Consider the following 24798-nt stretch of genomic DNA (forward strand, 5'->3'; position numbering starts at 1 on the left):
CATGTCGGGTTACGGACCGCCGGGCGGACCGTACCAGGGCCAACCGCAGGATCCATGGCAGGGCGGACAGCAGGACCCCTATGGACAGCCGGATCCCTATGGTCCGCCGCCCCAGCAACCCGGCCAGGGCGGCGGCTACGGCCAGGGCGGATACGGTCCAGGCGGCGGCTATGACCAGGGCGGTGGCTACGGTCAGGGCGGCTACGGCCAGGGCGGCTACGGTCCAGGCGGCGGCTATGACCAGGGCGGATACGGCCAACCCCCCGGCCCGCCCACCGGCACCTTCCAGCAGCCTGCCTACGGTGGTGGCGGTTACCCGCCGCCCGCACCCGGCTACGGTGAGCCGCAGTGGGGCCCGCCCGCCGGACCCCCGCCGAAGAAGAGCTCCGGCGGCCTGATCGCGGTTGTGGTGGTGCTCGTGCTGCTGCTCTGCGGCGGTGGCGCGGCCGGCATCTACTACGTCATGAAGGACGACAAGACCGACCCGCCGGTCGCCAGCCCCTCGCCCGAGTCCAGCCCGTCGGCCTCGACGCGCCCGTCGCGCTCCGTGAGCCCCTCGCCGAGCGCCACGCGCAGTTCCGGCGGCGTCCAGGCTGGCGACGCGCGGACCGTCCAGGTCGGCGAGTGCCTGGTCAACAACGGCACGGACCAGGCACCGAAGATGCAGAAGGTCCCCTGCGCCGCCGGCACCTACGAGGTGCTCAAGCGCATCCCCGGCACGAGCGACAAGAACCAGTGCAAGAACGTGACCGGGTACACGCACGACTACTTCTTCGACAGCACGGTCGACTCGCAGGACTTCGTGCTCTGCCTGAAGCTGCGCACCTGATCGCCCCGATCGTCAGCGGCCCGGGCGTTCTCGCGTCCGGGCCGCTCCGTTTCGCTCGACGACCCGCCTGGCTGCGATTTCTCGGACACGACCCCCTGTGTTTTGTGGCGGAGTAGGGTTGTAGTACATTCGTTCGAGCCGGAGTGCGGCCCTCGATGCCGCATTATTGGGCTTTCTTGCACCCACACTAGAAAACGCTAGAAAGACCACGACACGCCGTAGAGGTTCTTCTACGCGGTTCTAGCTCCTGGGCTAGAAACGCCGATACTGTGCGATCGTGGATCCGGTTCGCAACCCGTATGCGCCCGGTGCCGGGCAGCGTCCGCCCGAGCTCGCCGGCCGCGACCGCGAGCTGCACGCCTTTGAAGTGGTCCTCGAGCGGATCGCCCGCGGGCGGCCGGAGCGGTCTCTCGTGCTCACCGGCCTGCGTGGCGTCGGCAAGACCGTGCTGCTCAACACGCTGCGATCGCAGGCGATCTCCCGGCTCTGGGGCACCGGCAAGATCGAAGCCCGGCCCGACGAGTCGCTGCGCCGCCCCGTGTCGGCGGCGCTGCACATGGCGATCCGTGAGCTCGCGCCGCATCACCGGGCGCCGGACCGGATCGACGAGTTCCTCGGGGTGCTGAAGGCGTTCGCGATGCGCGAGGATCCGCGCAAGCCGCCGTCCAAGTTGCGGGACCGGTGGCAGCCGGGCATCGACGTGCCGCCGTCGACCGGGCGAGCCGACTCGGGCGACATCGAGATCGACCTGGTCGAGCTGTTCACGGACGCGGCGAGTGTGGCCATGGACGTGGGCACGGGCGTGGCGCTGTTCATCGACGAGATGCAGGACCTGACGGCCGACGACGTGTCGGCGCTGTGCGCCGCGTGCCACGAGTTGTCGCAGACGGGCGCGCCGCTGATCGTGGTCGGCGCCGGCCTGCCACACCTGCCAGCGCTGCTGTCGGCCTCGAAGTCGTACTCGGAGCGCCTCTTCCGGTATCAGCGGATCGACCGGCTGGACCGGCTCGCGGCGGACCTGGCATTAACGGCGCCGGCGCAGCGGGAGGAGGTGGAATACGAAGAGAAGGCCCTCGACGCCTTGTATGACGCTTCGGGCGGCTACCCGTATTTCGTCCAGGCCTACGGCAAGGCGACCTGGGACCACGCGCCGCGCTCCCCGATCACCGCGGCCGACGTGCGGGTCGCGGCTCCCGAGGCGGAGGCCGAGCTGGCGGTGGGGTTCTTCGGCTCCCGCTACGAACGGGCGACCCCGGCCGAGCGCGAATACATGCGCACGATGGCGACCCTGCTCCCCGCCGTTGACGTCTCGGAGGCGGTGCCGACGGCTGAGATCGCCAAGACCCTGGGCCGCCGCCCGGCGAGCCTCTCCCCGGCGCGGGACGCACTGATCAAGAAGGGCCTGATCTACTCGGGCGAACGCGGGACGGTGGCCTTCACGGTTCCCCATTTCGCCCGCTACCTGCGCACCCAGCCGTCAGAGTGATCCCGGATCCCCAGCCACCCCGAGGTTGTGCGCCTGCTGCTCGTTGTCGCGACCTCGAGCCTCACGGATCACGCAGCCGAATGTGGTTCATGACTTGGTGCGCTCGATGATCGAGCGCAGGTCGCGGCGTTCGATCGCCGCCGCCATCAGCTCGGGGAACACGTCCGGCGTGCAGGCGAACGCCGGAACGCCCAGCGCCGCCAGGGCCGCGGCGTTTTCGTGGTCGTAGTCCGGAGCGCCCTCGTCCGAGAGGGCCAGCAGGGTGATGACCTGGACGCCCGAGGCGGTCATGGCGGCCACGCGGCGCAGCATCTCGTCCCGTACGCCTCCCTCGTAAAGGTCGCTGATCAGCACGAAGATGGTGTCCCGCGGTCGGGTGATGAGCTGCTGGCCGTAGGCGATCGCGCGATTGATGTCGGTGCCGCCGCCGAGCTGCGTGCCGAACAGCACGTCGACCGGATCGGCGAGGCGGTCGGTCAGGTCGACGACCGCGGTGTCGAAGACGACGAGGGAGGTCTTCAGGGAACGCATCGATGCCAGTACTGCCGCGAAGACCCCTGAATAGACGACCGATGCCGCCATCGAACCGGACTGGTCGACGCACAACACGATGTCACGCTGCACCGACTGCGCTCGGCGGCCGTAGCCGATGAGCCGCTCCGGCACCACCGTGCGGTGCTCGACCTGGTAGTGCTTGAGGTTGGCGCGGATCGTTTTGTCCCAGTCGATGTTGTGGTGGCGCGGCCGGCTGGTCCGCGCGGCACGGTTGAGCGCGCCGCTCAGCGCGGTGCGGGTCGGCTGCGCGACGCGCCGCTCCAGCTCGGCGACGACCTTCGCGACGACCTTGCGGGCGGCACGCTTGCTCTTGTCGGGCATGACCCGGTTGAGCGACAGCAGCGTGCCGACCAGGTGTACGTCGGGCTCGACCGCGTCGAGCATCTCGGGCTCGAGCAGCAGCCGGGTCAGGTTGAGCCGCTCGATGGCGTCGGCCTGCATGACCTGCACGACGGTCGAGGGGAAGTACTTGCGGATGTCGCCGAGCCAGCGCGCCACACGTGGTGCCGACGCGCCGAGGCCGGCGCCGCGCTGGACCGGCGTGCCGTCGCCGGCGTTGTCGTAGAGCGCGCCGAGTGCCGCGTCGACGGCGACGTCGTCGCCGCTCAGGCCATAGCCGGTGCCCTCCGCGTCCGGCGCGCCGCCGAGCGCGAGCCGCCAGCGGCGGAGGCGCTCGTCGCCGTCATCCGGTGACATGCAATTCCTTCCCGAGCAGCTTGGTGACCACGGGCAGCAGCAGCGCGCCGCGATCGGGGTCGATCAGGTCGTCGGGTTCGCTGCGGCGCCGGGCGCCGGTGGTGTCGATCGTGGCGGCACGTTCGCCGATCATGCGGCGCTGCGGGGCGGGATAGCCGCTGAAGGTGCGCCGCAGCAGGGGCAGCACCTCAACAAACGCCTCCGCCGGGATGCCGGTGAGCCAGGCGTCGACGAGGCCCAGGAGGCGCTCGTCGTGGACCAGCAGCAACCCGTCGCCGGCGAGGAAGCCCTCGATCCAGGCGGCGGCACGGGCGACGGGAACACCCACGGTCAGCACCAGCGCCATCCGGACGCGGATCTCCTCGGCGTCGACGGTGCCGACGTCCAGCAGCAGGCGGCTCGTCCGGCCGGCGAGCAGGCCGTGCAGGTCGTCGCGGGTGGACAGGCCGCCGAGGACCGCCTGCCAGCGCGCGCCGGCGTCCGCGTCGTCGACCAGGGCCAGTGCGCCGTGCACGCCGTCGATGCGGTCGCGCATCACCGCCGCGGCCGTGTCGTCGAGGCCGCCGACCACGGCCGGCAGGCCGACGCAGATGCGGGTGATCATGCCGAAGGTGACCGATCGCAACGACGAGAGGTCGGTGCCGCGCACGTCGCCGTAGCGCAGCGTGCGTGCGAGCGCCGGCAGCGCGTCCATCAAGTGCGCGACATCGGCGTCGAGCGCCATCCGCTCGTCGAGCGCGTCGAGCACGCCGGGCAGCGCGGTCGGCAGGTCGGCCAGCAGGCAGCGCTCCACCAGCGTGGTCACGTCGGCGAGGGTCTCCGCGGCGGCGGCCTGCTCGGCGACCCGGGCGGTCGCCGCTTCCAGCACGGTCGTGCCGTAGGCCCCGGCCTCGATCAGGTCGACCTCGAACTCGGGCTGCCAGGCGATCTCCCACTCTTCGCGGAAGGTGCCCTTGCCCTTCGCCCCGGCGAGGACCTTGCCCCACTCGACCCCGAGCAGGCGCAGCCGGTGCAGCAGCCGGCTGCGCTCCAGGTCGAAGGTCTGGCGCAGGTCGAGCCGGAGCTCGCGGCGCTCGACCTTCGGCGGCAGCCGCAGCCGGCGTTGGCTGCTCGCGACGTCGCGCGAGATCGGCACCGAAGGCGTCTTGTCCGGCACCCGTCCGAGCCGGTCGCCGACGACGAGCCGCCGGTTGATCAGGCCGAGCCGCAGGTCGTCGCCGTCACACAGGACAGCGTGGGCGGCGTCGGTGACCTCGGCGAGCCCGGCCAGCGGCCGGCCGCGCATGGTGGCGAGCGCCTCGGCGAGCCGGGTGGCCTCGATGACGTGGGCGCTGGACACGGGCACACCGTCCTTGCGCAGGACGCCGGCGGCCTTGACCAGCCACCGCTCGATGACGTGGCGGTCGACAGCGGTGAACAGGTGGTGGTACCAGCCGGGGGATCGGACCCCGGCGCCATACCCCTGCCAGGAGGCGAGCCGAGCGTGGGTCCACGGGACCCAGGTCATCGACACCTTGACCTTGGGCAACCCCTTGAGCACGGCGGCGTCGGCCGACGCGCTCGGCAGCGGGGCGGTCAGGGCGGGCACGTGCCAGGCACCGCAGATGACGGCGACCCGCTCGTGCTCCTTGAGCGCCGCCCGCAACGCGACGCGCATGTGGGCCTCGCGCCGCTCCTCGTCGACCCGCTCGGCCTCCGGCGGCTCCGGCGCGTGGGCCCGCACGACGGTCATGGCCTCGGCGATCGCGGCGAACGGCGCGGCGGCGGCACGCAACTCGTCGACGTCGGGCGAGGCCTCGTCCCGGCGGTGCTCGACGACGTCCTCCCACCAGCGCTCCGGGTCGTCGTAGCCGGCGGCCTCCGCCAGCGCGCCGATCGGGTCGACGCGCACGGCGTCGTCCGCCGGCGTCGGGGCCGCCGGGGTGCTGCTGGCCAGGCGCACGGCGGCCGGCAGGTCGATGAAGCGGACCGGCACCTCCCGGGCCACCGCCCAACGGATCGCCTGCCACTCCGGGGAGAACTCGGCGAACGGCCAGAACGAGGCGCGCAGCTTCGGGTCGGGGTTGTCGGCGGGGTAGGCCAGCAGCGCCACCGGGGCGCGCATGTCCTCGTCACCCGCGATCGGCACCAGCGGATCGGCCTCCGGCGGGCCCTCGATGAGCACGATCTCGGGCTGGAACGCGGCCAGCGCCCGCCGTACGGCCCGGGCCGAGCCGGGGCCGTGGTGGCGCACGCCGAGCAGCAGTGGCTCACTCACCGCGGCGGGCCGCCCGGTAGAAGTCGCGCCAACCCTCGCGCTCGCGGATCACCGTCTCGAGGTACTCCTGCCAGACGACCTGGTCGGAGACCGGGTCCTTCACGACGGCGCCGAGGATGCCGGCGGCGACGTCGCCGGCGCGCAGGACCCCGTCGCCGAAGTGGGCGGCGAGCGCCATGCCGTTGGTGACCACGGAGATCGCCTCGGCCGTCGACAGAGTGCCGCTCGGCGACTTGAGCTTGGTGCGGCCGTCCTCGGTGACGCCGTTGCGCAGCTCCCGGAAGACGGTGACCACCCGGCGGATCTCGTCGACGGCCGGTGGCAGCTCGGGCAGCTCGAGGGCCTTGCCGAGCGCGGCGACACGACGGGCGACGATGTCGACCTCCTCCTCGACCCCGGCGGGCACCGGCAGCACCACGGTGTTGAACCGGCGGCGCAGCGCGGAGGACAGCTCGTTGACGCCGCGGTCGCGGTCGTTGGCGGTGGCGATGACGTTGAACCCCTTGCGGGCCTGGACCTCCTCGCCCAGCTCCGGCACCGGCAACGTCTTCTCCGACAGGATCGTGATGAGCGTGTCCTGGACGTCGGACGGCACGCGTGTCAGCTCCTCGATGCGGGCGATCCGCCCGTCGGCCATGGCCCGCAGGACCGGGCTCGGCACCAGCGCGGCGCGGGACGGGCCCTCGGCGAGCAGGCGGGCATAGTTCCACCCGTAGCGGATCGCCTCTTCAGGGGTGCCGGCGGTGCCCTGGACGAGCAGCGTCGAGTCGCCGCTGATCGCGGCGGACAGGTGCTCCGAGACCCAGGTCTTGGCGGTGCCGGGCACACCGAGCAGCAGCAGTGCACGGTCGGTGGCGAGCGTGGCGACCGCGACCTCCATCAGGCGGCGCGGCCCGACGTACTTCGGCACGATCACGGTGCCGTCGGCAGCCTCGCCGCCCAGCAGGTAGGTGACGACGGCGGCGGGGGAGAGTCGCCAGCCCGGTGGGCGCGGGCGGTCGTCACCGGCGACCAGGACAGCCAGCTCGGCGGCGAACTCGTCCTCGGCGTGCCGCCGCTGCACCGACTCGGCGACGGGCGCGCCGTCCACGTGTGCGGCAGTGACATCGACTGTGCTGGTCACGCGAGCTCCTCGAGCATGTCGTGGCGGAACCGGAGAGTGTCGGCGAAGCGGCCGACGATGGAGGACATCGGGTCGTCGGAGGGCAGGCCGGTGGCGAGCGCGGTGGCCCGCCCGGCGGTGTCGGCGGGCAGCCGCAGGGCGGCCAGCTCGCACAGCCCCGCGAGGCGCCAGCCGGCCGACCGCCGGCCGCCGAGGTCGTCGAGGGCGGCGAACACGGCCTCGACGAGCGCCGACGGCCACGGCCGGGGGCACAGCTCCAGCACGTGCTCGACGCCGACCGCGGCGGCGCCGACAAGACCGCGGCGCAGCACCTCGACGGCGATCGTGGACAGCGCCTCGGAGGGCAGTGCGTCATACAGCGCCTCGAGCAGCAGCCGGTCGTCGGGGCGCCCGCCCGCGGCGACCTCCTCGGTGAGCTGCTCGGTCAGCGCGGTCGCCCACCGCGGCTCGCGCTGTGCGGCGGCGGCCCGGGCCAGCCCGCGGCGCACAACAGCGGCCCACTCGTCGGTGACGGGCAGGCGCAGGAACTCCTCGGGCTCGCCCCAGACCCGCAGCGGGGTGCGGGTGAGCAGCTCTTCCAGCCACCAGGCGCGCTCGCCGACCCCGGCGGGCGGGCGGGGCGCGATGCCGTCGCGGCGCATGCCCTTGTCGCAGGTGGTGGGCGGGTTGATCAGGATGCGGCCGCCGCTGACGCGCACGCAGGCGGCCGACCGCTCGGTCATCCGTTGCGCGTAGGCGCTGTCGGGCAGCAGGGCGAGCAACTCGACCGCCGCCACCCGGACCTCCTTGCGCCGGTCGTCGAGGCCCGTCTCCAGCAGCGGCTCGTCGCCGGTGGTCAGGCCGGTGGCGAGCGCGCCGAGCAACGCGGCCCGGTCCTCCGGCGTCTCGGCCTGCCACGCGGCGGCGAGCAGGTCGCGGGCCTTGACGGGGTCGCGGCGGCGCAGCGCGGTGAGATAGCCGACGCGGCGCCCGATGGCGCCGAGCTCCCACACTGCGGGGTCGTCGGCCGGCGCGTCGACGGCGGCGGCGCCAAGGTAACTCCAGTCCGGCCGCTGCGCGGCCAGCCATGCGATGCGCGGCCCACCGGCGGCGGCGATGAGCGGCCGGAGGGCACGGTGCCGGCGGCCGATCTCCAGCAGGGCGGGCAGCAGCTCGCCGGGCACGCGCCGGCCGTGGACGGCGCCGAGCCACTCGGCCAGCAGTTCGAGGCGCCCGTCGGCATCGCGGACCGGCACGGCGTTGCTGGTGCCGTAGCCGACCGCGTCGACGGCGAGCAGGTCGGCGGCCCGCGCGGCGGCTGGCCAGGACACGAGCGGGATGCCGGAGTCGTCGGGCGCGGGCTCGGGCAGCTCCAGGCCGCTGCGCGGGGCGACGCCCGCCCGCCGGTACAGCGTCAGGGCCCCAGCGGCGTCGAGCAGTGCCTCGGCCGGGTCGTCGGCGGTGGAGACGGCGGGCGGCAGCGTGCGCCGCTGGGTGCCGACCAGCGCTGTGGCCAGCACGTCGCTCCATTCGGGCAGGCGGGTCACAGCCGCACCAACCGGCGGTCGGACCAGACGCCCAGGGGCCGGACGCCACCCGCGGACCATTCGGCGGTGACGGTGGCGGGCCGGCCCGCGGTCACCGCGACGAGGCGCCAGGGCTCGCCGGTGGCCGGATCGAGCGGCAGCCCGTTGCCGTCGGCGTCGGCGAGCAGCCATGCGGCGCCGTCGCGGACCGGGGTGACCGCGTCGAGCACCATCGGCCAGTAGTCGAGCCACGGGTCACCGGCCAGCGCCTCGGCATGGGCGCGCAGGTTGACCTCGATGCCCTCGGCACCCGCGACGGCGTGGATGCGCTCGGGTGGCGCGTGCCGCTTGGCGATGAGCGCCCGGGCCGGCTGGCCGCCGGGATAGAGGCACACGTCGGCGTCGATCTCGGTGCCGGGCAGCAGGTCGATCGGCAGCGACTGCCCGGCGACGGCGAACGACAGCACGAGCAGCGGGCGGCCGGACGCGACACCGCGCAGCCAGGCGCGGCGGACGGTCAACTGGTCTTCGATCTCGTCCCGGACTCCGTGCACCTGCCAGCGGTCGCGGACGGTCGGTCCGGCGAGCACGGTCTCGGTGGCGATCGGCAGCCCCACCCGCATGCGGACGCTGGCGGCGAGATCTTCGGGCAGGTCGCCGAGGCGCCGGTAGCCCCCGATCAGCAGCCGGAGCCGGGCGAGCTCGCCGAGCAGGCGCTCGGGGGAACCGGTCACGGCGGAGGTGCGGCGCAGGATGCCGGCGGCACCGGTGGCCTGCGCGTCGACCAGCCGGGCGGTCATGGTGTCCCAGTGGGCGTAGCCGTTTTTCGCGACCGTCGCCAGCCCGGCCCGCGCCTGGTCGGTGAGCCACCGGTCGAGCTCTTCGAGGCCGGCCGAGATCCGATCGGCACGCCGCGCCTGGGCCTTCTCGCTCGGCACCGCTCGGGTGCCGGATTCACGTGGAACATCGCCGGCTCGGTCGGCGACCTGCGTGGCCGGGACGCTCCGGGCGGCACGGGCGGCACGGGACGCCTGCCACTCCTGCACCCAGGCGGGCGCCATGGCGTCGGCGACGCTGCCCGACGCCCAGCGCAGCAACAGCGCCAGGGCGTGCTTGCAGGGCAACTTGCGGCTGGGGCAGGTGCACTTGAACGCCGGCTCGGTGAGATCGACGGCGGTCTGGTAGGGCGTCGAGCCGCTGCCCTGGCAGAGCCCCCAGACGGTCGGGGGCAGGTCGTCGTTCGCACTGAGGCCGGTCTCCAACCAGGCGCGGTCGCCGGCCAGCCCGCGCGCCGCCCGCTGCGCGGACGAGTCGGGTGCCAGTGCCATCACCTGATCGGTCGTCCAGACCGTGGTGACCGTCGTTGTTTCGGCCATGCTGCCAACCGTAGTGAGGGGGTACGACATTCCGGGGCTGGGTATGAACCGGTCATGAGACCCGTGCGCACCGTGGCCCGCTCGATGCTCGCCGCCCTTTTTGTCGTCCAGGGCTGGCAGGCGGCCCGCCACCCGGCGAAACTCGCCGATCAGGCGCGACCGGTCACCGATCGGCTGGAGCCGACGATCCGCGCGGTACACCCGAGACTACCCACCGAACCGGAGACCCTTGTGCGCCTGAACGGCGCCGCGCAGTTCGCCGGCGGGTTGCTCCTGGCCACCGGGCACGCGACCACGCCCGCGGCGCTGCTGCTGGCCGGGTCGATGGTGCCGACGACGATCGCCGGGCACCCGTTCTGGAAGGCCGAGGATCCGGCGCAGCGGGGCGCGCAGCGCGTCCAGTTCCTGAAGAACCTCGGCATCATCGGCGGGCTGGTGTTCGCGGCGCTGGACAACGAAGGGCGCCCGGGGCTCGCCTGGCGGACGCGGCACACCGCCGAGCACGCCGCCTGGCGGACGCGGCACGCCGCAGAGCACGCCGGCCACCGGGCCGGCCACATCGGGCAAGCGGCGCAGCGGGCGCTGCGGACCACCAGGCGCGATGCCCGGATCGCGCTGCGCGCCGCCCGGGCCGGGCGGCGGCTGCCCGCCTGACGGTCAGGGGCAGTTGACCCATTCCTCCGAGCCGTCGGTGAAGACCTGACGCTTCCAGATCGGCAGCCTGGCCTTGACCTCGTCGACGAGCCGCGCGCACAGGGCGAACGCCTCGGCCCGGTGCGCCGTCGACACCGCCGCCGCCAGCGCCACGTCACCGATCTCGAGCCGCCCGACGCGGTGCGAGACCGCGATCGCGTGCACGGCCGGGTCCGCACCGATCTCCGCGGCGATCTCCGCCAGGATCTCCCCGGCGCTCGGGTGCCCCTCGTACTCCAACTCGAGCACCCCGCGCCCACCGTCGTGATCACGCACCACACCGGCGAACGACACGACCGCTCCGGCCGCGCGGTTCTCGACGGCCCGCTCGTGCTCCGTCACGTCGAGAACCTCAGCCGTGACAACCGCCGTGATCAAGGTCGTTCTCCATCCAGAATCGGCAGCGGTACGACCAGTGCCTGCTCACCCGCGCGCCCCTGCGTCCCCGGCTGGATGACCGCGAAGCCGAACGAGCTCGCCAGCCCGCGCAGCATGGACGACCCCACGTGGGCGACGGGGTGGGCCTGGCCGTCCACCAGCCGGACGAGCGCCAGGTGCGTGAAGTCGCCCCGGCCGGGCACGTCGGCGCCGAGTGTCACCGTGCCGGGCGACGGCAGCGGCCGCCCGGTGAGGCCCGCGAGCAGGGGCAGGACGAGCGAGACCAGCGCGACGAACGTCGACTGCGGGTTGCCCGGCAGCCCGGCGACGAACTGCCCGCCGGGCAGTTGCGCGACGAGCATCGGAAACCCGGGGCGGACCGCGACGGTGTTCACCACATACTTCGCGCCGAGGGCCGCGAGCGCCGGGTGCAGGTGGTCGACCGGCCCGTGCATGGTCCCGCCGGTGGTGCAGACGACCTGCGCGCCGGCGTCGACGGCGCTCTGCAGGGCCGCGATGTGGTCGTCGAGCGTGTCGGCGACCGGCCCGCGGACGCGGATCACCTCGGTGCCGGCGCGGCGCAGCCATGAGGGCAGTGACGGGCCGAGGGCGTCGCGGACCCGCCCGTCGCCGGGCAGGCCGGCGGTGAGCAGCTCGTCGCCGAAGACCAGCAGCGCCGCCTTCGGTGCGGGGCGGCAGGACAGCGTGTCGTAGCCGCAGGACGCGGCGAGCCCGATGACGCCGGGGGTGACGGGGGTGCCGGCGGGCAGCAGTTCCTCGCCGCGGGCCGCCTCCTCGCCCTGGCGCCGCCAGTCGGGCGTCTTGCGGGCGGTGCCCTCGAGCACCGTGTCACCGTCGACCTTCGACTCCTCGATCCGGATGACCGCGTCGGTGCCGGGCGGGACCATGCCGCCGGTGGCGATCTCGACACAGGTGCCGGGGGAGCCCAGCGGGGTCGCGTGGTCACCGGCGAGGACCCGCCCGACGATCCGCCAGGGTGCGTCACCGCGGACCGCCCAGCCGTCCACGCTGGACGTCGGGAAGGCGGGCAGGTCGGTCAGGGTGACCAGCGGCTCGGCGAGCGTCAGGCCGTCGGACTCGACGAGGGGGACGGGCGTGGGGCCCGGCGCCGCCGCCGAGCCCGCCTCGAACACCGCCTCGCGGGCATCGGCCCACGCGATCGGTAACGTCACGTGTCGAGCCTAGACCCTGTCACGCGCAGGTCAGCTCCGGGTGATCACCAGGTGGGCCTCGCCGACGTCGGCGTCCTTCACCTCGACCCGCACGCGGCCCACCGTCTCGGAGCCGCCCTCCTTGATCGTGCGGGTGGTGCCTCCCTCACGGACGTCGATCTTGTCGTCGGCCAGATTGGAGAAGTACACCGTCCGCTCGGGCTTGAAGAGCTTCGTCTGGGTCGACGAGGAGGACTTGACGGTGACCTCGCAGCGGTTGCCGTTGCAGCTCTTCTTCACGGTGCTGCCGGAGCAGGCGGACAGGGGCACGAGCAAAAGAGCGGCGGCGGCGAGCGCACCGATTCGGGCCGGGTCGAGACGCATTGCGCGAGGATCGCAGGTCGACCCATGAAGCGGACCGGTGTTGACCCGTATCCGTCAGTGGTCGCCGCCCCTGAGCTGGTCGACCGCGTGAGCGAGGACGGGGCCGAGCACGGCCAGGCCGTCCTTGGCGCCGCCCTTCGAGCCGGGCAGGTTGACGATGAGCGTGCGGCCGGCCACGCCGGCGAGGCCACGGGACAGGATCGCGGTCGGCACCTTGGCCGCGCCGGCCGCCCGGATCGCCTCGGCGATGCCGGGCACCTCGTAGTCGAGCACCCGCCGGGTCATCTCCGGCGTCGCGTCGGTGGGTGTGACGCCGGTGCCGCCGCTGGTGACGACGACGTCGGCGCCGTCGGCGACGGCGGCCCGCAGTGCGGCCTCGACCGGCGGCCCGTCGGGCACCACGACCGGGTCACCGACCTCGCAGCCGAGTTCCCGCAGGCCCGCGACGAGCAGCGGGCCGCTGGTGTCGACGTAGACGCCGGCGGCTGCGCGGTTGGAGGCGACGACGACCACCGCTTTCACGAGCGCTCCCACAGTCCGGTCTTCCCGCCTTCCTTACGCAGGACCCGCACCGCGTCCAGGGAGGCGGCGGGATCCACAGCCTTGATCATGTCGATCAGGGCGAGCCCCGCGGCGGCCACCGCGGTCAGCGCCTCCATCTCCACCCCGGTCCGGTCGGCGGTACGGGTGACGACCTCGATGTCGATGACATCGTCACGAAGCGTCAACTGCACCGTGACACCGTGCAGGGCGATCGGATGGCACAGGGGGATCAGGTCAGGGGTGCGCTTGGCCCCCATGATCCCGGCGATGCGGGCCACGGCGAGCGCATCACCCTTGGGCAGCGCACCGTCACGCAACAGCGCGACGACTTCGGCGGTGGTCCGGACGGATCCTGCGGCGACGGCCCGCCGGGCGGTCACGTCCTTGGCGGTGACGTCGACCATCCGGGCCGCGCCCGAAGCGTCCACATGAGTCAGCTCTTGGGCCACGAAGTGAGCTTATCCATGGCGCCGCGAGTCCGACGGATCCCCTGTTGATCATGCACGCTAAGGGAAAGCGCACGTCGCTGCAGTTCAACGCAGCGTCACACTCTCTGTACCAAATCGTGACAATACCTGCCCTTCTTCGCAAACTATGAGGGTTGCGACAAATGGACTTGGGCAACTTGCGTTCTGCACCCTAGGCTTCGTTCAACACGCAAGACGTTGATGGTCTTAAATGTCTTGCTGCGCACGGGGGTCAATTCCGCGAAGCGACCTAGGGGCAGAGATGAAGAACTGGGACTGGGCCTGAACCCGCAGCCCGCACAGCGGGTTGACAACCGGGTGGCGCCATCGGACACGATGAGCGCAGACGTGATGCAGAACCAACCGCGAACCGACGACGCGACCAACTGGCGCCTGTGGCGCCTCGTTGGTCCCGTCGTCGTCGGCGGTGCGGTCGTCGGTCTCTGGTCGCTGTGGCATGTCGCCGACTACGGCAACGTCACCTTCTACATGATCGCACCCATCGCGGCCATGGTGGCCAGCGGATTCGTCCTCATCGAGATCCGCGTCCGATCCATCGTGACCTCCGGCGCGCCCACCGCGGCGGTCAGCGCCGTGGCATCGGCCTTCCTGCCGCCGCCGATGGTCATCCTGTCCGCCCTGTGCGGCTGGTTCATCCATCAGCTGATGCAGCGGCGCACCGATCCCATGAAGATCAGCTTCAATGTCGCCAAGGCAACACTCTCCGCGGCGGCGACCACGTTCACCGCGACCGCCTGCGGCGTCCAGCCCATCCTGCTGCACGACGACGTCACGATCGGCAGCCTCATCCCCGGCATGGCCGCCGGATCGGTCGCGTTCGCGCTGGTCGACGAGCTGATCGCACGAGCGCTCGTCGCCATCATCACCCACACGTCGTACCGCCAGCGGCTGCTGGCCCACTGGAACCCGCTGACGATCAGCCGGCTCGGCCAACTCGGCGTGGCGATCGCGACCGTCGCCGCGTACCAGGTCAGCGAATGGCTGCTCCTCGTCTTCCCGCCGCTCGTCTACGCCATCCACCTGACCTCGGCCAACCGGGTCCGCGCCCGCCAGGGCGACGAGGCCTGGCAGCGGCTCGCCGAGGCCACCGACGAGTTCAACTCCGTCGACCAGACCGCGGTCCTCTACGCCGCCGTCCGCCGCGCCGCCGACCTGTTCTCCACGGACGAGGCCGAGGTGGAGATCCGGCCGCCCAGCGGCGAGTCGCGCCTGGTGCGCAGCAACGGCCGCGAGATCCTCTTCGACGGCGCCCCCCTCGACGCACCCACCGCCGACGGGTTCATGATCTCGATCGCACTGGAGAGCTACCGCGGCGATGCCGACCTCGGCGAGCTGCGCCTGCGCTTCCGCGGACAGATCAACCTGTCCGAGCGGGAGAACTACACACTGCGGACCTTCGCCGCCGCCCTGTGCACCGCCATCCGCAACGCCGCCACCCACGCCGAGACCCAACGCCTCGCCGAGAGCCACGCCCGCGCCGCCGCCCAGGACCCGCTGACCCACCTCGCCAACCGGCGGCGTCTCCAGCAGTACGGCGACGAGGTCCTCTCCGCCGTGCCCGCCGCCGGCATCGTCGGCGTCATGCTCATCGACCTCAACCACTTCAAAGAGGTCAACGACACCCTCGGCCACGCCGCCGGAGACCGCGTGCTCACCGCCGTCGCCGAGCGGCTTTCCGCCGCCGCCCGCCCCGGCGACCTCGTGGCCCGGTTCGGCGGCGACGAGTTCGCCGTCGTCCTCGTCGGCCTCAGCGCCCCCGCCCTCGCCGAGGTCCGCGCCCACGCGATCCTCGATGCGCTCGCCCCGCCGATCGAGCTCGACGATATGCGGATCAGTGTCGAGGCCAGCTGCGGCGTTACCACCACCGCCAGCGGCGGCAGCATCGGCGAGCTCCTCCGCCGCGCCGACGTGGCGATGTACCAGGCAAAACAGGAAGGCCAGCGGGTCGTCGTCTACGCACACGCCCGCGACACCGCCGACGTCGGCTCCCTCACCCTCGGCGGTGACCTCGCCCGCGCCGTGGCCGAGCGGCAGTTCACCGTCAACTTCCAGCCGATCGTCGACCTCGCCAGCGGTCAGGTCATCGCCGCCGAGGCACTGACCCGCTGGCACCACCCCGACCGCGGTGACCTCGCCCCCGACCGCTTCCTCGGCGCCATCGAACGCTCCGGCCAGCTCGCCGCATTCGCCGACGCCGTCCTCGACCAGGCCTTGCTGGCCGTCTCCCTCTGGGCCGACCACGGCCACCCCATCCCGGTCGCCGTCAACGTCTCGCCCCGCAGCCTGCTCGACCCGTCCTTCCCCGACGCGGTCGCCCGCCGCCTCGGCGCACGCGGTGTCCCCTCCTCGGCACTGGTCATCGAGCTCACCGAGTCGGTCACGCTCAGCAAGCTCGAGGTCGTCGACGACGTCCTTGCCGCCCTGCGCGACCAGGGCATCCGGCTCGCCCTCGACGACTTCGGCACCGGGTTCTCGTCACTGGCCACCCTCGCCCGGGTCCCGGTCGACGAGCTGAAGATCGACCGGAGTTTCGTCGCCGCCATGAACGCCTCCGCCCCCGGCGCCGTGGTCCGTTCGACCATCGACCTCGGCCGCAGCCTCGACCTCGTGGTCGTCGCCGAAGGCGTCGAACGCGAAGAGCAACGCCAGCAACTGTGGGAGCTCGGCTGCCCAGCCGGGCAGGGACACCTCTTCGCCCGCGCCATGCCCGCCGACCGGCTGCTCGCCGCTCTCCAGCGCGGCGACGGCGTCCTCGCCGCGCCGCTGCACGACACCGGCGCCGTCATCCGGATGTCCCGCACCCGCCGGTCCCGCCGCCCGGGCCCGAGCGAGGCCGGGCGAGAATGGTCGACATAACCATCGACCGCCGCACCCGCCTCCTCGACGCCGGCTTCTACGCGCTCTGTGCCGCGTTCGCCGGCGTCACCGCGCTGACGTCAACACTGATGCCGCACCGCGCATGGGGCGCCATCGCCTGGTTCGGCTATGCCGCCGCCGCGCTGCTCGCACTCACCGGCCTGATCCGGCGCACCTGGCTCGTCAGCTTCGTCTACGTCGCCGTGGCGCTCGTGCCCCTCGTCACGCAGGCCGTCCAGCGCGCCGGCGGGCGCACCGACCGCGCGCAGGAAGAGGTCCTCGTCGTCGAGCAGGCCGGCGAACGGCTGCTCGCCACCGGCACCCCCTACCTCAACCGCCCGTCGATCGCCGCCCTGCCCACCGGTGAGCAACTGCTCGGCTACACCCCGTACCAACCCGGTATGGCCCTCTTCGGCCTGCCGCGCGCCACCCTCGGATCCGCCTGGTGGACCGATGCCAGGATCTGGTTCGCCGTCGTCACCACGGGATTGATCTGGTACGCGCTGAGCCTCCTGCGCCCACGCTCCACCGTCCTGGTCGCACAGGCCGTACTCGCCCTCCCCCTGTGCACACTGACGCTCGCGACCGGCGGCGACGACCTGCCCGTCCTGGCACTCGCCCTGCTCGCGATCGCGTTCGCGGCCCGCAGCCGGTTCCTGGCCGCCGGAGTGGCGGTCGGCCTGGCCGGCGCCCTGAAGCTCTTCGCCCTGCCCGTGGCCGTGGTACTGCTGCTGCTCGCCTGGCGGACCGGACGCCTCCCGGCCGCACGGCGGTTCGCCTCAGGCGCATTCGGCCTCCCCCTCCTGGCCCTGCTGCCGCCACTGCTGGCCGGCTTCGACGCCTACGTCGAAAACGTCCTGCGCTTCCCCTCCGGGCACGGCCTGGTCACCAGCCCCGCGCAGTCGCCGCTGCCCGGGCATCTCATCGCCGAAGCGCTGCCCGCCGGGAAGTACATCTCCCTGGGTCTACTCCTTCTGGCGGCCCTGGCGCTCGGCTGGTGGCTCCTGCGCCGTCCGCCCGCCGGTGCCGGTGCCGCCGCGCTGGTCGTCGCCGTGGGGCTGACCTGCGCCATCATGCTCACGCCGACCACACGGTTCGGATACCTGCTCTACCCCGCCGCGTTCCTCGCCCTGTGGGGGTCACTGCGCACTCGCGCAGCGGACACCGACGCCGATACGGAGGACCGGACCCGCGACCGCATGACGCGGACCGCCCCCACGGCGTAGACAGGAGGTATGGGTTACCGCAACCGGCTCGAGGCCGGCGCGGCACTCGCCGACCGGCTCACGCACTACACCGGCCGCACCGATGCCATCGTGCTGGGACTGGTACGCGGCGGCGTGCCGGTCGCCGCCGAGGTGGCGCACCGCCTGCGCCTCCCGCTGGACGTTCTCGTCGTGCGCAAGCTGGGCGTGCCGTGGGCGCCCGAGGTGGCGTTCGGCGCCGTGGGCCCGGGTGGCGTGCAGGTCCTCAACGAGGAGATCTCGACCCGCCTGGAGCCCGACGAGATGGCGCCCGTGATCCGCCACGAGAACCACGAACTCACCCGCCGCGAACGCCTCTTCCGCCTGGGCCGCGGCGACCTGGACCTCACCGGCCTGGTCGCCGTGGTCGTCGACGACGGCCTGGCGACCGGCGCCACCGCGCAGGCCGCGGTGGTCGTGGCCCGTGCATTGGGCGCCACCCGCGTCGTGCTGGCCGCCCCGGTAGGCGCTGCGGCCGCGGTCGACCGCCTCCGCCACCTGGCCGACGAGGTGATCTGCCCACTGACGGCAGTGGATTTCGGCTCGGTCAGCCGCTACTACGACGACTTCCGCCAGATCGCCGACGCCGAGGTCTCCCGTCTCCTGTCTGCGGCGTAGGCCACCGCCCGCGCTCTCGTCGCACACCGCTGCACGGCCACGCTCGTCTCGGCGCTAGATCGCCATGTCGACGAACCGGGACAGGTGCAGCTGCGCGGCGACCGTCACCGTGTCGGTCGGGCCGTTTCGGTGCTTGGCGACGATGAAGTCCGCCTCACCGGCCCGCGGCGACTCCTTGTCGTAGTAGTCGTCCCGGTGCAGCAAGATCACGACGTCGGCGTCCTGCTCGATCGAGTTATGGGTGGCGATGCCGTTGGCCACGAAGTTGTGCACCCCGGTGACCGTCGCATCGAACACCTCCATCTCACCAAGACTCTCGATCGACCTGATCTCGTCCCAGAAGATGTCGTTGGTCGCGTGGAGATCCAACTCGGCACTGTCCAGAACCGCAGCGACCTGAGCAAGCCGGGAACGGCTCGGTGCGTGCTTCCACATCGTGCTGCCACTGAACTGCGTTCCCATAGCCAGCGCAAACTCGCGATGCGTCATATCTGCCTCGAGCAGCACCTTGCGCACGGAGTTCCAGACCTCCTTGGGCACCGTGTCCACGTTGGTGTTGCTCTTGACCGCTTCCAGCGCCGCACGCAGACGTTCGCATTGACGGGCCCGTTTCCCGTAGACACCGATCTCTCGAATGAACCGAAGCTGATCGTCGCGGCCCGAGATGTCCAACGTGTACTGCGGCCGGTAGGGACCTGGCGTGACCGTCCGAACCCTTGCGGTGATCCCGAAGCGCAGCAGCAGGCGGGAAATGCCCTGCAGCATCGCCTCGCTCGTGGAAGCGAAGTAGACACGTCCTCCGCTCCCACCGCCGGTGCGTGTCGTCACCGACCCGTCCGTGGCCCACAGGTGGCGGAGAAATACCTTGATCTGTTCTTTCGGCAGGGCGAACAAGCTCTCCGGCAGAAACTTCTCGTGTGAACGCAGCCCGAAGAGGCCGAGCTTGTCCAGCCATTCGGCAATTGGATTCCGTCGGCCCCGTGCCAGTTGGAAGGGGGCAGGCAGGCGAAGAGTCGTGACTCTCGCAGCCGGGTAGTCGTCTCGAACAGCCGTGACACCGAAGTGCCTTGCGGCATCGGCGACGGCTCGAAGATTCGCTTCGTCGACACTGGCATAGCGGATCGGCTGACGCTTGACGAAAGATCCGTCACCGAGAAGGTGCGCGAGCAGCACGACTTCTTCCTCGGGCCACGCCTGCACCTGCAGAGGCGGCGGGACGTGCCGCGGCACGGCCAGACGATGCCCCACCCCGAGTTCGTCGAGCGGCGTCCAACCCGCAAACGTCAGGAACGGGTGATTTGCGGTCGCGTCGATGACCTTGCCCGACGCGAGACGCATCCGGAAGACCTCCTTGCGTCCACTGGGGAACACATGAGTCATGGTCTGTGCGGTGTACTGCAACTTGTCGTTCAGCGCCCACACCGGAACGTCACGAGCATCGGTTCTGAGGAGCTCACCGAGTGACACCTCGGCATTGGTGTCGGCCCGCATGACTCGTGTGTCCGCCGTGAGACAACCCGATTCGCGAAGGTCGGACAGCTGGGGACGCTTGTCCGTGCGCTGCTCCGGGCCACGGTTCAGCTGGCTGACCGCCACCACCGGGCACTCGACCTCCTTGGCCAGCAGCTTCAGGCCACGGGACAGGTCGGCGACCTCCTGCTGCCGGCTCTCGGTGCGCTTCGGGCTCGTCATGAGCTGCAGATAGTCGACCACGATCAGCTTGAGGTCGTGCCGCTGCTTGAGCCGGCGTGCCTTGGCCCGGATCTCCATGAGGTTCATGTTGGGCGTGTCGTCGACGAACAGCGGTGCCTCGCTGATCTCGCCCATCCGCCGCGCGAGCTTGGTCCAGTCGTCGTCGGACAGCTGCCCGGAGCGCAGCACGTGCAGCGGAACCCGTGCCTCGGCCGAGAGCAGTCGCATGACGATCTCGACCTTCGACATCTCCAGGCTGAAGATCGCCGATGCCATGTTGTGCTTGACCGACGCCGCCCGGCTGAAGTCCATGGCGGCGGTCGAGTTGTGGGTGGGGATCATCGCTCGGCCGGCCAGGTACATATGGTCGGCGTTGTCCACCTGGATGCAGCGCACCGGCACGCTCGGCACCGGACGCACAGCTGTGATGTGGCGACTGCCCGTTCGCGCCATGGAGGTTGCCCGGAGCCGCCGACGGTGGGCCTCGCACTTCTGGTCCAGGCGGAAGACCTCGTCGGTCGTCGAGAAGTCGATCGTGGACGCTGCCGTGCCGTTGACCTTTCTGCGGGTCACGGTGGCGCGGTACCCCAGACTCACCACCAGCTCGTAGGCACCATCGGCCAGCCGCGCGGAGGTGGTGGTGTACTGAACGTTGCCGGTCGGCGCCACGATGCCGCCGGTGTCCAGCAGGCCGGCAAGCAGCGCCCGGCGCTGCCGCTCGGAGGCACGGAGGTATGCGTCGGGGATGTGCCCCTCGCCGAGCCCGGCTCCGAGCATGTACGGCGGAACTGGGAGGTCGGACCGGTCGGGCAGTTGGAGCGGCCGGGTGTTCTCCACCGCGTGGTTGAGCCGGCCGTCGACGGGGTGCCGCAGCGAGGCGGCGATCTCGGCGGTCGTGACGATCGGTTCGTGCACGGTCCTCGTCTCGGCGTCCATGTGCTGGTGGACGCGCTGCCGGAGGCCGCTGAGCAGGTCGATGCGCGAGTACGGGTGCGGCCGTGGGCCGGCGAGGCGGTGGTTGCTCAGCATGCCCGCTGCACCGGCCTCTCCGGTGGCGACCGGAAGCACGTGTGTGAATCGCCGGCCGACCAGCTCACCGGCCGGCCACTGCCGCACCTGTGCGGATTGTCGGCGCCGACCGGCACCGGTGGTGGTCTTCCACAGGTGCTCGGCGTCGGCGACGATCGTGCTGCCGTCGGAGAACTCGACCTCGTAGCACGGACGGTCGTGCAGCACGTCGAAGGCGTTGACGATCGTGGTGGGACGGCCGTCGGCGCCGAGGACCTGGTCGCCGGCCTTGACCGCACCCATCGTCGTCCAGCCGTCGGGGGTGGGCAGCGGCGTGTCGAGCGCCAGGGCCTTCCCGAGGCCGGGGCGTCCGGCGACGATGATCAGCTGGCCGGCGTGGAGGCCGTTGAGCAGGCGGTCGAGGTCGCTGAAGCCGGTCGGGACGCCGGTCATCATGCCGCCCTGGGCGCCGACCGCCTCGATCTCGTCGAGGGTCGGTTGGAGCATCTCGGCGAGGACGGCGAAGTCTTCGCTGACGCGCTTCTCGGTGACGTCGTAGATCGCCTGCTGGGCGAGGTCAACGACGTCGTCGACGTCGCGGCCGCCCTGGCCGCCGGCGCCGTAACCGAGCTGCACGATGCGTGTGCCGGCCTCGATGACCCGGCGCAGGACGGCGCGCTCGGCGACGATCCGTGCGTAGTACGACGCGTTGGCGGCCGTCGGCACGGCGGCCATGAGGGTGTGCAGGTAGGCGGCGCCGCCGACCTTGCTGATGGCGCCTGAGTCGCTCAGGGCCGCGGCGACGGTGACCGCGTCGGCGGGCTCGCCGCGACCGTAGAGGTCGAGGATCGCGTCGTAGATGGTCGAGTGGCTGGGTTTGTAGAAGTCGTGCGTCTTGAGGATCTCGACGACGTCGGCGACGGCGTCCTTGGACAGCAGCATGCCGCCCAGCACGCTCTGCTCGGCGGCGACGTCCTGTGGTGGGGTGCGTTCGAAGGTCTGGGCGCCGCCGTTCGGGCGGGCGTCAGCCCCGTCGCGCCCCGGCTCTGCCGGTGCTGCCTCGTCCCAAGGATCCGTCCGCCTGTCGTCGGTGATCGACACTTCGCCCCCCTCGTCATACCCCCGAGGCCAGTAGACCTCACGGGTATGACAGAAACCGCGCGGCGCGTGGAGCGCCCCGCGCAACGGTATGGAGCGACTGGCGTTCGTCAAAGTTAGCCGGTGGACAAGTCTCTGGACAACCTGTGGAGAGCGGGCCTCAAGGGGTGGGAAACCTTGTGCACAGACCTGTGGACAACGAGGTTCACCCGGTCGGTAAATCGGCCTTGACCTGGGATTTCGTGATCCACAGCCTGTGTGCGGGAAAAAGTCGCCGAAGTTTTTTCCGACTGTACGGCCGATGGCGTTCGGATCACGAACGGGTGACGCTCCGGCCGTGGCATACCCGGATTGGGAGAGATCACGGGACAGCGGTGATCAGCAGTCGCCGGAGACCGGGCGATGGGATCCCCGGCATGAGCGCTGGATCCCGCAGCAGCGCGTGCCCGAGGGCGATGACTACGGCATCGAGCCGTTTCACGCCCGTACCGATCCCTATGGCCCCCGGCCGGGCCAGGGGCGGGTCCTGGACCACGACGACTACCGGACCGGGGAGTGGACGACCGGCCGTCAGCGCCGGTACGAGCCGGAGCCACCGCCGCGCCGCCGGCCGGGGTCGCCGGGTGAGGACTACTACGCGGTCCGTCCCCGTGGCCGCCCGGCTCCGCCGCGGCAGGCCGACGACGAGGACGACGAACTGGACGAGCGCAGCAACTACATCGGCTCGTTCATCGCGACCGCCGGGTGGTACGTGGTGCCGATCCTGGCGTACACCATCTGGGCCCTCACGTTGTCCGGTGATCCGCGCGAGGGGTGCGTCGATCCGTTCGGTGTGCCGTGTCCGGCGCCGCGGACGGAGGCGTTGACGAATCTGCTCGACAACGGGCCGCAGTTCGCGGTCTCGCTGGCGTTGAGCATCTCGGTGGCGATGTTCCTGGGATGGGCGACGTCGGGGTGGCGGCCGACGGCGATCGGTTTTGCGAGTGCCGTCCTGGGTGCCGGTGTCGCCACGGTGCTGTTCGCGGTGCTGGCGACCCAGTTCTGACCGGCGGCGACGGGTCCGGCGACGCAGCGTGGCCCGCCGAGGTTCCCGTCGACCGGTCACGGCATTCTCTCGGAACGATCACCGTCGCTCACGGCTGCGTCACTGTCCGATCACGCCCGGATCCGTCCCGGAAGGGTCGCCGTCTGACCGGCCAAACACCTTCCAGGGAGGCTTTTGATGGTCAGTCGGAAACGCTTGGGTGTCCTCGCCGTCGTGGCGGTCGCGGCACTGGGTCTCTCGGCGTGCAGTGCGGGGAGCGACAACGCCGAAACCGGTTCGGCGAAGGCACCGCAACCCGGGTACGGTCCGCCGGGCACGGCGGCGCCGCAGGCTGACACGGCGGGTGAGGAGTCCGCCGCGACCGGCGCCGGCGAGCGGTCGGTGACCGATCAGCCGATCTCGACGTTCGCGGTGGACGTCGACACGGCGTCGTACGGCTTCGCGAAGCGGCAGCTGCTCGACGGGCGGCGGCCGTCGCCGAGCACGATCCGGCCGGAGGAGTTCGTCAACACGTTCAATCAGGGGTACCGGCAGCCGACCGGGAACGGGTTCGCGATCACGGCGGACGGCACTCGCCTGCCGCAGACACACCGCAACGCCGATGACGCGGCGCGCCTGCTGCGGGTCGGGCTGCAAACTCAGGCCGAGCCTGCCGGTGAGCGGCGCGACGCGGCGTTGACGATCGTCGTCGACGTGTCCGGGTCGATGGCCGAGCCGGGCAAGCTCGACCTGGTCCGGCACGGCCTGCACACGCTCGCCGACCAGCTGCGCACGTCCGACTCGGTGGCGCTCATCGCGTACTCGAACGAGGCCGAGGTGCTGCGCCCGATGACGGGGGTGCGTGATCGCGACGCGCTGCACTCGGCGATCGACAGGCTGCGGGTGGCCGGCAGCACGAACCTGGAGGCCGGCCTGCGGCTGGGTTACGACACGGCGCGCAAGAGCTTCCGCAACGGCGCGACGAACCGGGTCATCCTGCTGTCCGACGGCCTTCCCAACGTCGGTACGACCGACGCGGCGGCACTGGTCCGCGAGGTGCAGGAGGCGGCGGCGAAGCAGATCACGCTGCTCGGCGTGGGGGTGGGCAGCGACTACGGCGACCGCTTCATGGAGCAGTTGGCCGACAAGGGCGACGGTTACGTCGTCTACGTGAGCGAGCAGGAGGAGGCGGCCCGGGTGTTCGTCCAGCAGTTGCCGGCGACGCTGGCGATCCGGGCGCTGGACGCGAAGGCGCAGGTCGAGTTCGATCCGAAGACCGTGATCTCGTATCGCCTGATCGGCTACGACAACCGCGCGCTGTCGGCGTCGGCGTTCCGCAACGACAAGGTCGACGGCGGTGAGGTGGGGCCGGGCCACGCGGTAACGGCGTTGTACGCGCTGCACCTGCGCCCGGGTGCGGAGGGCCACCTGGCGGACGTGCGGGTGCGCTGGCAGGACCCGCGGACGCGGGAGGCGAGTGAGCAGACGCAGCCGGTGACGGTGGCGGCGCTGGACGAGCAGTTCGCCGAGGCGGCGGTGCCCGTGCGGGTCTGCTACGCGGCGGCGTACTTCGCGGAGGTCCTCCGCGGCAGCCAGTTCGCCCAGGAGGTGCGGCTCAGGGACCTGCTGGAGATCACGTCCGTGGCGCGCCGGGCGACCGACGACCCACGGCTCGCCGAGCTCTCCGAGGTCATCTCCGCGGCCGTGAAGCTCTACGACTGACCCCGGAACGCAGAAAAGGGGGCCCGGGGTCGGATGGGCCCCCTTTTCTGA

Annotated in this window: 19 protein-coding genes; 8 read left to right on the forward strand and 11 right to left on the reverse strand. The window is 71.7% G+C overall.

The annotated features are described in order from the left end of the window. Nucleotide 1 precedes the first annotated feature (1 nt). Together Dfulv_RS48090 and Dfulv_RS48095 are read left to right on the forward strand one after the other, a co-directional pair. A complete protein-coding gene (locus Dfulv_RS48090; RefSeq protein WP_259860475.1) occupies nt 2-829 on the forward strand; it encodes an LppU/SCO3897 family protein in 828 nt (275 codons plus the stop codon). A gap of 277 nt (nt 830-1106) precedes the next feature. Beyond that, nucleotides 1107-2315: an ATP-binding protein gene (locus Dfulv_RS48095; protein ID WP_259860476.1), complete on the forward strand. Its 1209-nt coding sequence runs from the start codon at nt 1107-1109 to the stop codon at nt 2313-2315. An 87-nt stretch (nt 2316-2402) separates the two neighbouring features. On the opposite strand, the gene Dfulv_RS48100 is transcribed toward Dfulv_RS48095, so the two are convergent. Genes Dfulv_RS48100 through Dfulv_RS48120 form a run of 5 tightly spaced genes read right to left on the reverse strand, consistent with a single transcriptional unit; the run spans nt 2403 to nt 9827 of the window. Further along, nucleotides 2403-3566 carry a VWA domain-containing protein gene (locus Dfulv_RS48100; protein ID WP_259860477.1) on the reverse strand — a complete coding sequence of 388 codons (1164 nt, stop codon included), beginning with the start codon at nt 3564-3566 and terminating at the stop codon, nt 2403-2405. Beyond that, complete coding sequence (locus Dfulv_RS48105) at nt 3553-5823, reverse strand: DUF5682 family protein (RefSeq protein ID WP_259860478.1); 2271 nt, start codon at nt 5821-5823, stop codon at nt 3553-3555. The genes Dfulv_RS48100 and Dfulv_RS48105 overlap by 14 nt, the downstream gene beginning before the upstream one ends. Beyond that, nucleotides 5816-6946, reverse strand: a complete 1131-nt coding sequence (locus tag Dfulv_RS48110; protein WP_259860479.1) for an ATP-binding protein — start codon at nt 6944-6946, stop codon at nt 5816-5818. Before Dfulv_RS48110 ends, Dfulv_RS48105 begins: the two co-directional genes overlap by 8 nt. Next, nucleotides 6943-8472: a DUF5691 domain-containing protein gene (locus tag Dfulv_RS48115; RefSeq protein ID WP_259860480.1), complete on the reverse strand. Its 1530-nt coding sequence runs from the start codon at nt 8470-8472 to the stop codon at nt 6943-6945. The genes Dfulv_RS48110 and Dfulv_RS48115 overlap by 4 nt, the downstream gene beginning before the upstream one ends. Next, complete coding sequence (locus tag Dfulv_RS48120; protein ID WP_259860481.1) at nt 8469-9827, reverse strand: SWIM zinc finger family protein; 1359 nt, start codon at nt 9825-9827, stop codon at nt 8469-8471. Before Dfulv_RS48120 ends, Dfulv_RS48115 begins: the two co-directional genes overlap by 4 nt. Before the next feature lie 84 nt (nt 9828-9911). Between Dfulv_RS48120 and Dfulv_RS48125 the strand changes: the two genes are divergently transcribed. Beyond that, the gene (locus Dfulv_RS48125) at nt 9912-10481 is read left to right on the forward strand and encodes a DoxX family protein (protein ID WP_406568065.1); all 570 of its coding nucleotides are present in this window, start codon (nt 9912-9914) and stop codon (nt 10479-10481) included. Between the two features lie 3 nt (nt 10482-10484). Here Dfulv_RS48125 and Dfulv_RS48130 read toward each other — a convergent pair whose 3' ends face one another. Genes Dfulv_RS48130 through moaC form a run of 5 tightly spaced genes read right to left on the reverse strand, consistent with a single transcriptional unit; the run spans nt 10485 to nt 13401 of the window. Beyond that, on the reverse strand, nt 10485-10898 hold the full coding sequence (locus tag Dfulv_RS48130) for a molybdenum cofactor biosynthesis protein MoaE (RefSeq protein WP_259860484.1): 414 nt from the start codon (nt 10896-10898) through the stop codon (nt 10485-10487). After that, a complete protein-coding gene (locus tag Dfulv_RS48135; RefSeq protein WP_344403473.1) occupies nt 10895-12091 on the reverse strand; it encodes a molybdopterin molybdotransferase MoeA in 1197 nt (398 codons plus the stop codon). The genes Dfulv_RS48130 and Dfulv_RS48135 overlap by 4 nt, the downstream gene beginning before the upstream one ends. Before the next feature lie 30 nt (nt 12092-12121). Continuing rightward, nucleotides 12122-12454, reverse strand: coding sequence for a hypothetical protein (locus tag Dfulv_RS48140; protein WP_259860485.1), 333 nt, complete (start codon nt 12452-12454; stop codon nt 12122-12124). A 54-nt stretch (nt 12455-12508) separates the two neighbouring features. Further along, on the reverse strand, nt 12509-12976 hold the full coding sequence (locus Dfulv_RS48145; protein ID WP_406567901.1) for a MogA/MoaB family molybdenum cofactor biosynthesis protein: 468 nt from the start codon (nt 12974-12976) through the stop codon (nt 12509-12511). After that, entirely contained in the window at nt 12973-13401 is a 429-nt protein-coding gene (moaC, locus tag Dfulv_RS48150) for a cyclic pyranopterin monophosphate synthase MoaC (protein WP_259869704.1), read from the reverse strand. Before moaC ends, Dfulv_RS48145 begins: the two co-directional genes overlap by 4 nt. A 399-nt stretch (nt 13402-13800) precedes the next feature. Here moaC and Dfulv_RS48155 point away from each other — a divergent pair, with 399 nt between their 5' ends. The 3 genes from Dfulv_RS48155 to Dfulv_RS48165 are packed head-to-tail and all read left to right on the forward strand — an operon-like array spanning nt 13801 to nt 18203. Next, a complete protein-coding gene (locus Dfulv_RS48155; protein WP_259860487.1) occupies nt 13801-16341 on the forward strand; it encodes a putative bifunctional diguanylate cyclase/phosphodiesterase in 2541 nt (846 codons plus the stop codon). Next, nucleotides 16329-17567 (forward strand): glycosyltransferase 87 family protein, encoded by a 1239-nt coding sequence (locus Dfulv_RS48160; RefSeq protein ID WP_259860488.1) that lies wholly within the window; start codon nt 16329-16331, stop codon nt 17565-17567. Before Dfulv_RS48155 ends, Dfulv_RS48160 begins: the two co-directional genes overlap by 13 nt. A 9-nt stretch (nt 17568-17576) precedes the next feature. Further along, entirely contained in the window at nt 17577-18203 is a 627-nt protein-coding gene (locus Dfulv_RS48165; RefSeq protein WP_259860489.1) for a phosphoribosyltransferase, read from the forward strand. A gap of 54 nt (nt 18204-18257) precedes the next feature. Here the strand turns inward: Dfulv_RS48165 and Dfulv_RS48170 are convergent, their stop codons facing one another. Beyond that, a complete protein-coding gene (locus Dfulv_RS48170; RefSeq protein WP_319805853.1) occupies nt 18258-21845 on the reverse strand; it encodes a replicative DNA helicase in 3588 nt (1195 codons plus the stop codon). A gap of 493 nt (nt 21846-22338) precedes the next feature. Here Dfulv_RS48170 and Dfulv_RS48175 point away from each other — a divergent pair, with 493 nt between their 5' ends. Together Dfulv_RS48175 and Dfulv_RS48180 are read left to right on the forward strand one after the other, a co-directional pair. Beyond that, on the forward strand, nt 22339-23046 hold the full coding sequence (locus Dfulv_RS48175) for a hypothetical protein (RefSeq protein WP_259860491.1): 708 nt from the start codon (nt 22339-22341) through the stop codon (nt 23044-23046). Nucleotides 23047-23223: 177 nt separating this feature from the next. Further along, nucleotides 23224-24747: a vWA domain-containing protein gene (locus tag Dfulv_RS48180; protein WP_259860492.1), complete on the forward strand. Its 1524-nt coding sequence runs from the start codon at nt 23224-23226 to the stop codon at nt 24745-24747. Nucleotides 24748-24798: the final 51 nt, after the last annotated feature.

Source organism: Dactylosporangium fulvum (genome assembly GCF_025137375.1).
Lineage (GTDB): Bacteria > Actinomycetota > Actinomycetes > Mycobacteriales > Micromonosporaceae > Dactylosporangium > Dactylosporangium fulvum.